This is a genomic window from Streptomyces sp. CB02400 (assembly GCF_001905725.1).
GTDB lineage: Bacteria > Actinomycetota > Actinomycetes > Streptomycetales > Streptomycetaceae > Streptomyces > Streptomyces atrovirens.
In genome coordinates this window covers 48,914-62,381 of sequence record NZ_LIWB01000022.1, presented here as the reverse complement: position 1 = coordinate 62,381, position 13,468 = coordinate 48,914, and the positions used below count along the sequence as shown (strand labels likewise).

Here is a 13,468-nt window from a genome sequence, read left to right as displayed (position 1 = left end):
ATCTCCTACGTGTCGTATATGGGCGTCAGCGCTGGGCTGCGGCGATCGATTCCCTGGCGACGGCCGCCACGTTCTCGGCGGTGAAGCCGAACTCCTCGAACAGCACCTTGCCGTCGGCGGAGGCGCCGAAGTGCTCCAGGGAGACGATCCGGCCGGCGTCCCCGACGTACTTGTGCCACGTGAGGCCGATACCCGCCTCGACGGCCACGCGCGCCTTGACGGCCGGCGGCAGGACGCTGTCCCGGTACCCCTGGTCCTGCTCCTCGAACCACTCCACGGACGGCATGGACACCACGCGCGTGGGCACGCCGTCGGCCTGGAGCCGCTCGCGCGCCTCGACGGCGACGTGCACCTCGGAGCCGGTCGCGATGAGGACGACCTGGGCGTCGCCGCCCTCCGCGTCGAACAGCACGTAGCCGCCCTTCGCCGCGTCCTCGTTGGGCTCGTACGTCGGCACACCCTGACGGGTCAGCGCCAGACCGTGCGGGGCGCCCTTGCCGAACTCCTTCGTCCAGCGGGTGAGGATCTCCCGCCAGGCGATCGCGGTCTCGTTGGCGTCCGCCGGGCGGACCACGTTCAGACCCGGGATGGCGCGCAGCGAGGCCAGGTGCTCGACCGGCTGGTGCGTCGGGCCGTCCTCGCCCAGACCGATGGAGTCGTGCGTCCACACGTACGTCACCGGCAGGTGCATCAGCGCCGACAGGCGCACGGCGTTGCGCATGTAGTCGGAGAACACCAGGAAGGTGCCGCCGTAGATACGGGTGTTGCCGTGCAGCGCGATGCCGTTCATCTCCGCGGCCATGGCGTGCTCACGGATGCCGAAGTGGATCGTGCGGCCGTACGGGTCCGCCTCGGGCAGCGGGTTGCCGACCGGGAGGAACGACGACGTCTTGTCGATCGTGGTGTTGTTGGAGCCCGCCAGGTCGGCCGAGCCGCCCCACAGCTCCGGGATCACCGCGCCGAGCGCCTGGAGCACCTTGCCGGACGCGGCACGGGTGGCGACGCCCTTGCCCGGCTCGAAGACCGGGATCGTGTCCTGCCAGCCCTTGGGCAGCTCACCGGCGGCGATCCGGTCGTACTCGGCGGCGCGCTCGGGGTTGTTGTCCCGCCACTGCTGGAAGGACTTCTCCCACACCGCGCGGGCCGCCTGGCCCCGCTCCAGCGCCTTGCGGGTGTGGCCGATGACCTCGTCGGTCACCTCGAAGCTCCGCTCCGGGTCGAAGCCCAGGACGCGCTTGGTGGCCGCGACCTCGTCGTCGCCGAGCGCCGAGCCGTGCGCCGCCTCGGTGTTCTGCGCGTTCGGCGCGGGCCAGGCGATGATCGACCGCATGGCGATGAACGACGGACGGTCGGTGACCTTCTTGGCCTCCTGGACCGCGTCGTAGATCGCGTTCGGGTCCAGGTCGCCGTCCGGCTTCGGGGCCACGCGCTGCACGTGCCAGCCGTACGCCTCGTACCGCTTGACGACGTCCTCGGAGACGGCCGTCTCGGTGTCGCCCTCGATGGAGATGTGGTTGTCGTCCCACAGCAGCACCAGGTTGCCCAGCTTCTGGTGGCCCGCGAGGGAGGACGCCTCGGCGGAGATGCCCTCCTGGAGGCAGCCGTCACCGGCGATGCAGTAGACGAAGTGGTCGAACGGCGACTCGCCCTCGGCGGCCTCCGGGTCGAACAGACCGCGCTCGTAGCGCGCGGCCATCGCCATGCCCACGGCGTTGGCGACACCCTGGCCCAGCGGGCCGGTCGTGGTCTCCACACCCGTGGTGTGCCCGTACTCCGGGTGGCCCGGCGTCTTCGAGCCCCAGGTGCGGAACGCCTTCAGGTCGTCCAGCTCCAGGCCGAAACCGGCCAGGTAGAGCTGGGTGTAGAGGGTCAGGGACGAATGGCCGGCGGACAGCACGAAGCGGTCGCGCCCGACCCAGTCGGCGTCCGCCGGGTCGTGCCGCATCACCTTCTGGAAGAGGGTGTAGGCGGCGGGCGCCAAACTCATCGCCGTACCCGGATGGCCGTTACCGACCTTCTGTACGGCATCGGCGGCCAGGACGCGGGCGGTGTCGACGGCCCGCTGATCCAACTCGGTCCACTCGAGGTCTGTGGTGGTCGGCTTGTTGCTCACCCTGAGTCAGGGCTCCTCTCCACATGGATTCGGACGGCCGGTGACTGCCCACCGGCGTGGTCGAGCCTACCCCCGTAGGACGTGCCTTTTTCCGAGTCATTCCAGAGTGCGGGCACTCTGCTGGATCCGCCTCCTGACCGGTTCGTTTTCCCATTCGGCAGATGAATACGGAGCCGCTCATCCGGGTGCTCAATCGAGCTTCGGGGCGCACCTCGGAGGACGTCGGCCAACACGAACGGACCCCCGCGAATGTCCGGGTCTGGGCAACGTCTACAGTGGCGTGGTACGCGCGAGCCTTTACCGCCACTTCACCTGGGGAGGCTTGCTGGGATGTCTCTGTAGGGGTGTGCGTGACGGCCGTTGAATCCCGTCCAGCGGGGGTACTGGGGGCGAGTCAGAGCCCTGCTCATCGGCCGTTCGGGGCCCGTGTGATGGCATTCGTGGCTCTCACCAAGCCGCGGATCATCGAACTGCTGCTCATCACCACCGTCCCGGTGATGTTCCTGGCGCAGCAGGGCGTGCCCGACCTGAGGCTGGTGCTGCTGACCTGCGTCGGCGGCTACCTGTCCGCGGGCGGCGCGAACGCGCTCAACATGTACATCGACCGCGACATCGACGCGCTGATGGACCGCACCTCGCAGCGTCCGCTGGTGACCGGCATGGTCAGCCCGCGCGAGTGCCTGGCCTTCGGCATCGCCCTCGCGGTCGTCTCGACCCTGATGTTCGGGCTCGCCGTCAACTGGCTGTCCGCGTGGCTCTCCCTCGGCGCACTCCTCTTCTACGTCGTCGTCTACACGATGATCCTCAAGCGGCGCACGTCGCAGAACATCGTGTGGGGCGGCATCGCCGGCTGCATGCCGGTGCTGATCGGCTGGTCCGCGGTCACCAACTCGTTGTCGTGGGCGCCGGTCATCCTCTTCCTCGTCATCTTCTTCTGGACGCCGCCGCACTACTGGCCGCTGTCCATGAAGGTGAAGGACGACTACGCGCGCGTCGGCGTCCCGATGCTGCCGGTCATCGCCTCCAACAAGGTGGTCGCCAAGCAGATCGTGCTCTACAGCTGGGTCATGGTCGCGGTGTCGCTGCTGCTCACCCCGCTCGGCTACACCGGCTGGTTCTACACGGCGGTCGCCCTCGCGGCGGGCGGCTGGTGGCTGTGGGAGGCGCACGCGCTGCTGAACCGCGCGAAGGCCGAGGTGACGGGCGGCAAGCTGAAGGAGATGCGGCTGTTCCACTGGTCCATCACCTACGTGTCGCTGCTCTTCGTGGCCATCGCGGTGGACCCGTTCCTGCGGTAACCGCTCCTTGCCCGCCGACCGGGCGGGGTACGTGGTCAAGGCCACGGACCCCGCCCGTCGCCGTTTGATCTACCCGTCGGTAGCATCCTGGTCATGGCAGACACGCAGCAGGTGGACCCGAAGGCCGAGCAGAAGGCGGCCCGGCTCGCCAAGCAGATCAGCGGCTTCGCCACGGCACACGGCGGCGCCGAGGGACAGATCGCGTACCTCGGACAGCGCGGCGCCCGCATCGTCCTCGTCGGCGAGGACGGCGACTGGGGCGACGTCTTCGCCCCGTCCATGGAGATCGCCGAGAAGGCCGTCGAGAAGGCGGGCATCACGAGGCACGAGAACTTCGACGGCGAGTTCGCGACAAAGGTGAAGACGGGGCCGTACGAGTGGAACAGGATGGCCGGCATCCAGCTGGGGGGCTGAGCAGCAGCCGGCCCAGGGGGCGCGGGGAACCGCGCGACAAGCCCAAGACGGCCGGCACCCGCCAAACCGACCGGCACCCGGCAGACGCGCGACCTCTTCCGGGGTTCACCCGTTAGGACCTGTGACGCCCACGGTCCATTACGGGGAGCCCCGGATGATCGAAACGCCCTCACTCGTGGACCAGTACTGCCACGGAGTGCTCCGCACAGAGCTGGGCCTAGGCACCTTCGAGGCCCAGCTCGCCCCCACCGAGGGCCCACCCGCCCCCGGCACCACCCTCTTCGACACCCAGACCGGCTTCGCCGTACGCCGCTGGTGTCCACCCCTGCTCGGCCTGGAACCGCACTGCCCGCCCGCCCGCTACCTCGCCCGGCGCCGTGAACTCGGCGTGATCGAGGCCGGGCGGCGGCTGCTGCGGGGCAGCGGGATCACCGCCTACCTCGTCGACACCGGGCTGCCCGGCGACCTCACAGGACCCACCGAGCTGGGCACGGCCGGGGACGCCGAGGCGCACGAGATCGTCCGCCTGGAACAGCTCGCCGAGCAGGTCGCCGACACCTCCGGCACCGTCGAGTCCCTCCTCGCCAACCTCGCCGAGTCGGTGCACGCGGCCGCCGCGCACGCCGTCGCCTTCACCTCCGTCGCCGGCGTACGGCACGGCCTGGCGCTCGCCCCCGAACCGCCCGGACCGGGGGAGGTGCGCGGCGCGGCGGGGCGCTGGCTGGCCGCCCGGCGGGTCGGGGACGAACTGAGCGACCCCGTGCTGCTACGGCACCTGCTGTGGATCGCCGTCGCCTCGGGCCGGCCCCTCCAGCTCCACGCCGGTCTCGCCGCACCGGACGCCCGCATCGACCGCACCGACCCGGTGCTGCTGACCGACTTCGTCCGGGCCACCGCCGGTCTCGGCACCGACCTGGTGCTGCTGCACGGCTACCCGTACCACCGCCACGCCGCCCATCTCGCCGGTGTCTTCCCGCACGTCTACGCCGACTGCGGCGCCGCCCTGGTCCGCACCGGCGCCCGTGCGGCGACCGTCCTCGCGGAGATCCTGGAACTCGCCCCCTTCGGCAAGATCCTCTTCTCCAGCGGCGCCCGCGGCCTCCCCGAGCTGCACGTGGTCGGCGCGCATCTGTTCCGCGAGGCGCTGGGCAGGGTGCTGGGCACCTGGGTGGCCGAGGGGGCGTGGTCGCTCGACGACGCCCAGCGGGTGGCCGGCCTGATCGCCTCGGGGAACGCGGGCAGGGTGTACAGCCTGGACTGAACTGTGAAGACTGGGCGGATGCCGACCGACGCATTACTCGACCGCTTCCTCACCGGCCTGGCGCCGCTCACTCCCGTGGCCGTATGGGCGCACGGCTCACTGGCCGCCGGTGACTACCGGGAGGGCCGCAGCGATCTGGACGTGATCGCGGTCCTGGACGGCCCGGTCACGGCCCGGACGCTGTGGCGCGTCGCGCTGCTGCACGCCCGGCTGCGGGACGAGCCGCTCGCCGACCGGCTGCACTGCACCTACCTGGCGCCACAGGCCGCGGCGGGCGCCGAGCGGCGCCACCTGACCTGGGCGCACGAGCAGCTCTTCAAGCGCCCCGTCACCCCGGTCACCCGCACCGAGCTGCACCGCTTCGGCCGGGTCCTGCACGGGGTGCCGCCCGCGGACGTACTGCCGCCGGTGCCGGACGGCGAGCTCGCCGACTTCGTGGTGCGCGACCAGCGCGACTACTGGCGGCGGGAGGTGGACCGGGCCGCCAACTGGACCCAGGACGTGTGGGTCGACCTGGGCCTGCTGACCTTCGCCCGCGCCACCGTGACCCTGCGCGAGGGCCGCCTGATCTCCAAACGGGAGGCCCTGGACGTGCTGCCCGGTCTCGGCGCGCCCGGCGAGGTCGTCGAGGACATCAGGAGGCGACGCTACGACGATCCCGCGCCGCCCGCCGAGGGGTGGACCGTACGCCGGGCCCGGCTGACCAGGGACTACCTGGGGCCGGCGATCGACGCGCTGGTGGCGGGCTCCTGAGCAGCCGGTACGGACGGGTCCGGCGCCGCCGTCCCGGGCCGCTCGCGCAGCGACAGCAGGACCAGGACCACCCAGATCCACATCACGCTCGAGCCGAACATGTGCAGACCGACCAGGACCTCGGGGAGATCGGTGAAGTACTGGACGTAACCGAGGGCCCCCTGCGCGAGCAGGATCAGGAACAGCTCGCGGGTGCGGGCCAGCGGGCCCTTGGGGGCGTCGACCGCCTTCAGGACGAACCACAGGGCGAACGTCAGCGTCACCACGATCCACGCCAGCACGGCGTGCGCCTTGCTCACCGTCTCCCAGTCGACCGGCATCCGCGGGACCTCGCTGGAATCGCCCGCGTGCGGACCGGCGCCGGTGACCACGGTGCCGACCAGGATGAGCAGCACGGAGGTGCCGGTGAGGACCCACACCAGCTGCTGAACGGCCCTGCCGACCAGGGGCCGTGGGGCTCCGTCGCCCTCCCGGGTGCGGTGCCACATCACCGCGGCCACCGCGATGAGGGCCGCCGTCGCCACGAAGTGCGCCGCGACCGTGTACGGGTTGAGGCCGACGAGCACGACGATGCCGCCGAGGACGGCGTTGCTCATCACGATCCAGAACTGCGCCCAGCCCAGCCGGGTCAGGCCGCGCCGGTACGGCTTCTCCGAGCGCGCGGCGATGATCGCCCAGCCGACGGCGGCGCAGAGCACGTACGTCAGCAGGCGGTTGCCGAACTCGATGAGGCCGTGCAGGCCCATCTCGCTGGTGGTGGTGAGTGAGTCGTCGGTGCACTTGGGCCAGGTGGGGCAGCCCAGGCCGGAGCCGGTCAGGCGTACGGCACCGCCGGTGACCACGATGACGACCGCCATGACGAGCGCGGTGAGGGCCGCTCGGCGGACGGTCCGGGGAGCCGGGGTCCAGCGTGCGGCGATGAAGGCGAGCGGGTTGCGCAGGGCCGCCTGGGCGTCGGCGCGGGTCACGTTTGGCACGCGTCCCATCGTAGGACGCCGCTTGTGCATGGTTTCACGAGGGTCCGTCTTGGTCGGGGGTGTTCGCGCGGCCCGGCGCTTACGGGGTGCCGTCGCGCCCACCCGTGCCGCCCCAGCGGCACGACTGCCCGCGGTTACGCGGCGTGCGATTGCCGCGGAGAGCGGCGGCTGCCCTACTCCCAGCGGAAGAAGCGTCCGGCCGCCGTGAGGCCCGCGATCGCCCATACAGCGAGGATGCCGAGGTCGGTCCACGGCATTCCGGCTCCGTGCTGGAGTACGTCCCGCAGGCCCTCCGAGAGCGCGGAGATCGGCAGCAGGCCCAGGACGTCCTGGGCCGGGGCAGGGAACTTGTCCAGTGGTACGACCACCCCGCCGCCGACGAGCAGCAGCAGGAACACCAGGTTGGCGGCGGCGAGCGTCGCCTCGGCCTTGAGGGTGCCCGCCATCAGCAGGCCGAGCCCGGAGAAGGCGGCCGTGCCGAGGACCAGCAGCAGGAACACCGCGAAGGGGTTGCCCTGCGGGGACCAGCCGAGCGCGAGCGCGATCACCGTGACGAGGATCACCTGGAGGACCTCGGTGACCAGCACCGACAGCGTCTTCGCGGTCATCAGGCCCCAGCGCGGCAGCGGGGAGGAGGCCAGCCGCTTCAGCACGCCGTACCGGCGTTCGAAGCCGGTCGCGATGGCCTGCCCGGTGAACGCCGTCGACATCACCGCGAGCGCGAGGATGCCGGGGGCGAGGAAGTCCACCGCCTCGCCCTCACCGGTGTCCACCACGTCCACGGTGCTGAAGAGCACCAGCAGCAGCGTGGGGATGATCACCGTCAGCAGCAGCTGCTCGCCGTTGCGCAGGAGCATCTTCGTCTCGAGCGCGGCCTGCGCGGCGATCATGCGCGCCAGGGGAGCGGCCCCCGGCTTCGGGGTGTAGGTGCCGGTGGCCGTCACGAACGCAACTCCTTGCCGGTGAGCTCCAGGCTGTGTCTTCCCGGGGAGCGACCCCCGGGCCCCCGGCCGGTCTCCGTCTGGGCCGGAATCATGAGCGCAACTCCTTGCCGGTGAGCTCCAGAAAGACATCTTCGAGGGTGTGCCGTTCCACCGAGATCCGGTCCGGCATCACCCCGTGCTGCGCGCACCAGGACGTCACCGTGGCGAGCAGTTGTGGGTCGACCTTGCCGACGACCCGGTACGAGCCCGGGGCCACCTCGGCGCCCGAGGAGCCGGGGGGCAGCGCCTTCAGCAGGGACGCCATGTCCAGGCCCGGCCGTCCGGAGAAGCGGAGCGTGTTCTCGGCGCCGCCCCTGCACAGCTCCTCGGGGGAGCCCTGGGCGATGACCCGGCCGGCGTCGATGACCGCCACGTCGTCGGCGAGCTGTTCGGCCTCGTCCATGTAGTGGGTGGTGAGGATGACGGAGACGCCGTCCGCGCGCAGATCCCGGACCAGGTCCCAGGTGGCGCGGCGGGCCTGCGGGTCGAGGCCGGCGGTCGGCTCGTCCAGGAACACCAGCTCCGGGCGCCCCACCACGGCCATCGCCAGCGCGAGCCGCTGCTGCTGGCCACCGGAGAGCCGCCGGTACGACGTACGGCCGCAGGACCCGAGCCCCAGGCGCTCGATCAGCGCGTCCACGTCCAGCGGATGCGCGTGCAGCTTCGCCACATGGCGGAGCATCTCGTCGGCCCGTGCGCCCGAGTAGACGCCGCCGGACTGGAGCATCACCCCGACGCGGGGCCGCAGCGCCGCCGACTGCTTCACCGGGTCGAGGCCCAGGACGCGCACCGTGCCGGAATCCGGCCGCCGGTACCCCTCGCAGGTCTCGACCGTGGTCGTCTTGCCCGCCCCGTTGGGGCCGAGCACGGCGGTCACGCCCTGCCGGGCCACCAGGTCGAGGCCGTCCACCGCGGTCTTCGTGCCGTACCGCTTCACCAGGGCCTGCACCTGGACCACGGGCTCACTTCGCATGGGTCACGAGTCTAGGGAGGCGGCCGGGGGCTCAGACCGCCGGGTGCCGGCACTCCTCCTCACGGGAACGGTGCGTCGCCAGCCAGCGCTCGGCGTAGGCCACCGCGTCCGCCACGGGGAACAGCCGCGCCTCGGCCGCCCCGACCCGGCCGCGTACGACGGGACGGTCCCGTTCGAAGTCGTGCCCCAGCTCGTCGAAGCGCTCGGAGGTGATCGACACCTCGGTCACCGTCTCCCAGCCGTGAGGGCCGGGGCGGCCCACCGTCACGCGCGGGGACGGGACGCGGTACTCGGCGAGGTGGAAGGCGGTGCAGGTGTCGTACCAGGCGCCGAGCAGCAGCACCCGCGCGCCGAGCCGCTCCAGCGCGGCCAGTGGGCTCCGCTCGCCGAGGCGGCAGTCGGGCGCGTGCCCTGCCGTGATCTCCGCCGCGCGGGCGCCCACCGCCGCGAACGACGTCTGGGGGTGCGCGCTGCGCACCGCGCCCGGCCAGGTCCGTACGGTCTCCGGGATCATCCCGACCCCGCGCGAGGGCGTGGTCAGCGGGTCGTAGGCGGGCATGGTCGCCCGAATGGTCTCCCACCACTCCTCGGGTACCGGCGGTGCCTGCCACAGCGCCGGGTCGGAGAGGTCCGCGGACTGGGTGGGCACCACCAGCGTGCCGTCCGGACCCAGCGCGTCCAGCAGCGCCCGGACGACCGTGACGGGTCCGCCGTTGACCCAGCCGAGGGAGCTGAGCGAGGTGTGCGCGAGGAGGGTCTCACCGGGCCGCACACCGAGCTCGCGAAGCTGCGCGGTGAGGGTGTCGCGGGTGACAAGAGGGCCGGTCGGAGGGGGTGTGGGCATGGTCCCGGAGTCTCCCGGAAGGCGCCGCGGGACGCCACCGATTTGATCGATCAAAGATCGTTTCCGCAGGTCACATTAGGTATACCTAAGTGATGCAGCGCACCTTCGGACCGTCCGGGCGCGGCTTGCCCGGCTCAGATGAATTACGCAACAATGGCGTTGTGAAAAACGTCGGCGAGGCTCCCCACGAGGAACTGGCAACCGGTGAGCGGTCCACCCGCAACCGCGTCGCCCGCTCCATCCTGGACCACGGCCCGTCGACCGTCGCCGAGCTCGCCGAGCGGCTCGGCCTCACCCAGGCGGCCGTACGCCGGCACCTCGACGCACTGACCGCCGACAACGTCGTGGAAGCCCGCGAGCGGCGCGTCTACGGCGCGCGCACGCGCGGGCGCCCGGCCAAGGTCTTCGCCCTCACCGACTGCGGGCGGGACGCCTTCGACCAGTCGTACGACAAACTGGCCCTGGACGCCCTGCGGTGGATCGGTGAGCGGGAGGGCGGCGGCGAGGCGATCGCCGCGTTCGCCCGCGCCCGGATCGCCGCCCAGGCGGACGCCTACCGCAAGGCGGTCGAGGCCGCGGCCCCCGAGGAGCGGACGGAAGCGTTGGCCAAGGCCCTGAGCGTGGACGGGTACGCTGCGACTGCGCGCAGCGCGCCGGTCGGTGAGCAGCTCTGCCAGCACCACTGCCCGGTCGCCCACGCCGCCGAGAAGTTTCCGCAGCTCTGCGAGGCCGAGACGGAATTTTTCGCCGAGCTCCTCGGTACGCATGTGCAGCGACTGGCCACCATCGCGCACGGCGACGGCGTCTGCACGACGTTCATCCCCAAGATTTCCCACCACGCATCTGAAAGCACGTCCGGGAGGAACCCCGCATGACTCTCCCCACGGAGACTGCCCACCCCGAGCTGGAGGGTCTGGGCAACTACGAATACGGCTGGGCCGACCGTGACGAGGCCGGTGCGTCGGCGCGCCGCGGCCTGAACGAGGACGTCGTCCGGGACATCTCCGCGAAGAAGGACGAGCCGGAGTGGATGACCAAGCTCCGCCTCAAGGGCCTGCGCCTGTTCGAGAAGAAGCCCATGCCGAACTGGGGCTCCGACCTCTCCGGCATCGACTTCGACAACATCAAGTACTTCGTGCGCTCCACGGAGAAGCAGGCGGAGTCCTGGGAGGACCTGCCCGAGGACATCAAGAACACCTACGACAAGCTGGGCATCCCGGAGGCCGAGAAGAAGCGCCTCGTCGCCGGTGTCGCCGCCCAGTACGAGTCGGAGGTCGTCTACCACCAGATCCGTGAGGACCTGGAGGAGCAGGGCGTCATCTTCCTCGACACCGACACCGCCCTGAAGGAGCACCCGGAGCTCTTCAAGGAGTACTTCGGCACGGTCATCCCGGTCGGCGACAACAAGTTCGCGTCGCTGAACTCCGCCGTGTGGTCGGGCGGCTCCTTCATCTACGTCCCGCCGGGCGTGCACGTCGAGATCCCGCTCCAGGCCTACTTCCGGATCAACACCGAGAACATGGGCCAGTTCGAGCGGACCCTGATCATCGTCGACGAGGGTGCCTACGTGCACTACGTCGAGGGCTGCACCGCCCCGATCTACAAGTCGGACTCGCTGCACTCCGCGGTCGTCGAGATCATCGTCAAGAAGAACGCCCGCTGCCGCTACACGACCATCCAGAACTGGTCGAACAACGTCTACAACCTGGTCACCAAGCGCGCCGTGGCCTACGAGGGCGCGACCATGGAGTGGGTCGACGGCAACATCGGCTCCAAGGTGACGATGAAGTACCCGGCCGTCTACCTCATGGGCGAGCACGCCAAGGGCGAGACGCTGTCCATCGCCTTCGCCGGCGAGGGCCAGCACCAGGACGCGGGCGCCAAGATGGTCCACATGGCCCCGAACACCTCGTCCAACATCGTCTCCAAGTCGGTGGCGCGCGGCGGTGGCCGCACCTCCTACCGCGGTCTGATCGAGATCGGCGAGGGCGCCCCGGGCTCCAAGTCCAACGTGCTCTGCGACGCGCTGCTCGTCGACACCATCTCCCGCTCGGACACCTACCCCTACGTGGACGTCCGCGAGGACGACGTGTCCATGGGCCACGAGGCGACCGTCTCCAAGGTCTCCGAGGACCAGCTCTTCTACCTGATGAGCCGCGGTCTGAGCGAGTTCGAGGCGATGGCGATGATCGTGCGCGGCTTCGTCGAGCCGATCGCCAAGGAACTGCCGATGGAGTACGCGCTCGAGCTCAACCGGCTGATCGAGCTGCAGATGGAAGGCGCGGTCGGCTAAGCACCAGCGCCGTTCCGTCAAGCCCCTTACGCAAAGGAAAGCGAGCACTACGACAGCCATGGCTGAGGCTCAGAACATCCCCGTGGGTTCCACCACCGCGGGCTCGATCGCGGTCGCCGCGGAGTCGACCGTCGCGACCCGCATGAGCGCGCCCCCGTCCTTCGACGTGGCGGACTTCCCCGTCCCCCACGGCCGCGAGGAGGAGTGGCGGTTCACCCCGCTGGAGCGGCTGCGCGGTCTGCACGACGGCACCGCCACCGCCACCGACGCGGGCGTCAAGGTCACCGTCGAGGCGCCCGAGGGCGTCGTCGTCGAGACCGTCGGCCGCGACGACGCGCGGCTCGGCCGCGCCGGCACCCCGGTGGACCGCGTCGCCGCCCAGGCGTACTCCGCCTTCGAGCGGGCCTCGGTCGTGACCGTGCCCAAGGAGACCGTCCTCACCGAGCCGATCCGCATCGCGGTGCACGGCGAGGGCGGCACCGCCTACGCCCACCAGGTGATCGAGCTCGGCGCCTTCGCCGAGGCCCTCGTGGTCATCGACCACACCGGTGACGCGGTGCTCGCCGCCAACGTCGAGTACGTGCTCGGCGACGGCGCCAAGCTCACCGTCGTCTCCGTCCAGGACTGGGACGACAAGGCGGTGCACGCCGCCCAGCACGACGCCCTCCTCGGCCGCGACGCCTCCTTCAAGTCGGTGATCGTCACCTTCGGCGGCGACGTCGTACGCCTCCACCCGCGCGTCACCTACGCGGGCCCCGGCGGCGAGGCCGAGCTGTACGGCCTGTACTTCACCGACAAGGGCCAGCACCAGGAGCACCGCCTCCTCGTCGACCACAACGTGCCGCACTGCAAGTCCAACGTCGCCTACAAGGGCGCGCTCCAGGGCGACGACGCGCACGCCGTGTGGATCGGTGACGTGCTCATCGAGGCCAAGGCCGAGGGCACCGACACCTACGAGATGAACCGCAACCTGGTCCTCACCGACGGCGCCCGCGTCGACTCCGTGCCCAACCTGGAGATCGAGACCGGCGAGATCGTCGGAGCGGGGCACGCGAGTGCCACCGGCCGCTTCGACGACGAGCAGCTCTTCTACCTGATGGCCCGCGGCATCCCCGAGCAGGACGCCCGCCGTCTGGTGGTCCGCGGCTTCTTCGCCGAACTCGTCCAGCAGATCGGCGTCCCGGACATCGAGGAGCGCCTGATCGCCAAGATCGAGGAGGAGCTGGAGGCGGCGGTCGCATGACGTACCGACGCGCCTGCGGGCTGAGCGAGCTGGAGGAGGACACCCCGAAGCGGGTGGAACTCGACGGCACGCCGGTCTCCATCGTGCGGACCGAGGGGGAGGTGTTCGCCATCCACGACATCTGCTCGCACGCGAACGTCTCCCTCGCGGAGGGCGAGGTGGACGACTGCCACATCGAGTGCTGGCTGCACGGCTCGCGTTTCGACCTCCGTTCCGGCAAGCCCGACGCCCTCCCGGCGACGCGCCCCGTCCCCGTATACCCCGTAAAGATCGAAGGGGACGACGTGCTCGTCTCCCTCACCCAGGAGTCCTGAGG

The 13,468-nt window shown here is 70.8% G+C and carries 13 protein-coding genes; 8 read left to right on the top strand and 5 right to left on the bottom strand.

Going from position 1 to position 13,468, the window contains the following annotated elements:
* Window positions 1-25: 25 nt before the first annotated feature.
* A complete protein-coding gene (gene tkt / locus AMK33_RS35255; RefSeq protein WP_073937100.1) occupies window positions 26-2,113 on the bottom strand; it encodes a transketolase in 2,088 nt (695 codons plus the stop codon).
* A 344-nt stretch (window positions 2,114-2,457) separates the two neighbouring features.
* Here tkt and AMK33_RS35250 point away from each other — a divergent pair, with 344 nt between their 5' ends.
* The 4 genes from AMK33_RS35250 (at window position 2,458) to AMK33_RS35235 (ending at window position 5,839) form a co-directional block, all read left to right on the top strand.
* Window positions 2,458-3,411 (top strand): heme o synthase, encoded by a 954-nt coding sequence (locus AMK33_RS35250; protein ID WP_073937099.1) that lies wholly within the window; start codon window positions 2,458-2,460, stop codon window positions 3,409-3,411.
* 93 nt (window positions 3,412-3,504) lie between these two features.
* On the top strand, window positions 3,505-3,825 hold the full coding sequence (locus tag AMK33_RS35245) for a hypothetical protein (protein ID WP_073937098.1): 321 nt from the start codon (window positions 3,505-3,507) through the stop codon (window positions 3,823-3,825).
* Window positions 3,826-3,979: 154 nt separating this feature from the next.
* Complete coding sequence (locus tag AMK33_RS35240; protein ID WP_073937097.1) at window positions 3,980-5,086, top strand: amidohydrolase family protein; 1,107 nt, start codon at window positions 3,980-3,982, stop codon at window positions 5,084-5,086.
* An 18-nt stretch (window positions 5,087-5,104) separates the two neighbouring features.
* Window positions 5,105-5,839, top strand: a complete 735-nt coding sequence (locus AMK33_RS35235) for a nucleotidyltransferase domain-containing protein (RefSeq protein ID WP_073937096.1) — start codon at window positions 5,105-5,107, stop codon at window positions 5,837-5,839.
* On the opposite strand, the gene AMK33_RS35230 is transcribed toward AMK33_RS35235, so the two are convergent.
* The 4 genes from AMK33_RS35230 to AMK33_RS35215 all read right to left on the bottom strand — a co-directional run bounded on the left by AMK33_RS35230 (window position 5,797) and on the right by AMK33_RS35215 (window position 9,616).
* A complete protein-coding gene (locus AMK33_RS35230) occupies window positions 5,797-6,825 on the bottom strand; it encodes a COX15/CtaA family protein (RefSeq protein ID WP_443030947.1) in 1,029 nt (342 codons plus the stop codon). The genes AMK33_RS35235 and AMK33_RS35230 overlap by 43 nt on opposite strands.
* A gap of 164 nt (window positions 6,826-6,989) precedes the next feature.
* Window positions 6,990-7,760, bottom strand: coding sequence for an ABC transporter permease (locus AMK33_RS35225; RefSeq protein WP_107425314.1), 771 nt, complete (start codon window positions 7,758-7,760; stop codon window positions 6,990-6,992).
* An 88-nt stretch (window positions 7,761-7,848) separates the two neighbouring features.
* Window positions 7,849-8,772 carry an ABC transporter ATP-binding protein gene (locus AMK33_RS35220; protein WP_073937094.1) on the bottom strand — a complete coding sequence of 308 codons (924 nt, stop codon included), beginning with the start codon at window positions 8,770-8,772 and terminating at the stop codon, window positions 7,849-7,851.
* Window positions 8,773-8,803: 31 nt separating this feature from the next.
* A complete protein-coding gene (locus tag AMK33_RS35215; RefSeq protein WP_073937093.1) occupies window positions 8,804-9,616 on the bottom strand; it encodes an aminoglycoside N(3)-acetyltransferase in 813 nt (270 codons plus the stop codon).
* Window positions 9,617-9,777: 161 nt separating this feature from the next.
* Between AMK33_RS35215 and AMK33_RS44810 the strand changes: the two genes are divergently transcribed.
* The 4 genes from AMK33_RS44810 to AMK33_RS35195 are packed head-to-tail and all read left to right on the top strand — an operon-like array spanning window position 9,778 to window position 13,466.
* Window positions 9,778-10,491 carry a helix-turn-helix transcriptional regulator gene (locus AMK33_RS44810; protein WP_030858664.1) on the top strand — a complete coding sequence of 238 codons (714 nt, stop codon included), beginning with the start codon at window positions 9,778-9,780 and terminating at the stop codon, window positions 10,489-10,491.
* Complete coding sequence (gene sufB, locus AMK33_RS35205; protein WP_073937092.1) at window positions 10,488-11,909, top strand: Fe-S cluster assembly protein SufB; 1,422 nt, start codon at window positions 10,488-10,490, stop codon at window positions 11,907-11,909. The genes AMK33_RS44810 and sufB overlap by 4 nt, the downstream gene beginning before the upstream one ends.
* A gap of 58 nt (window positions 11,910-11,967) precedes the next feature.
* Entirely contained in the window at window positions 11,968-13,152 is a 1,185-nt protein-coding gene (gene sufD, locus AMK33_RS35200) for a Fe-S cluster assembly protein SufD (RefSeq protein ID WP_073937091.1), read from the top strand.
* Window positions 13,149-13,466, top strand: coding sequence for a non-heme iron oxygenase ferredoxin subunit (locus AMK33_RS35195; RefSeq protein ID WP_073937090.1), 318 nt, complete (start codon window positions 13,149-13,151; stop codon window positions 13,464-13,466). The genes sufD and AMK33_RS35195 overlap by 4 nt, the downstream gene beginning before the upstream one ends.
* Window positions 13,467-13,468 lie beyond the last annotated feature (2 nt).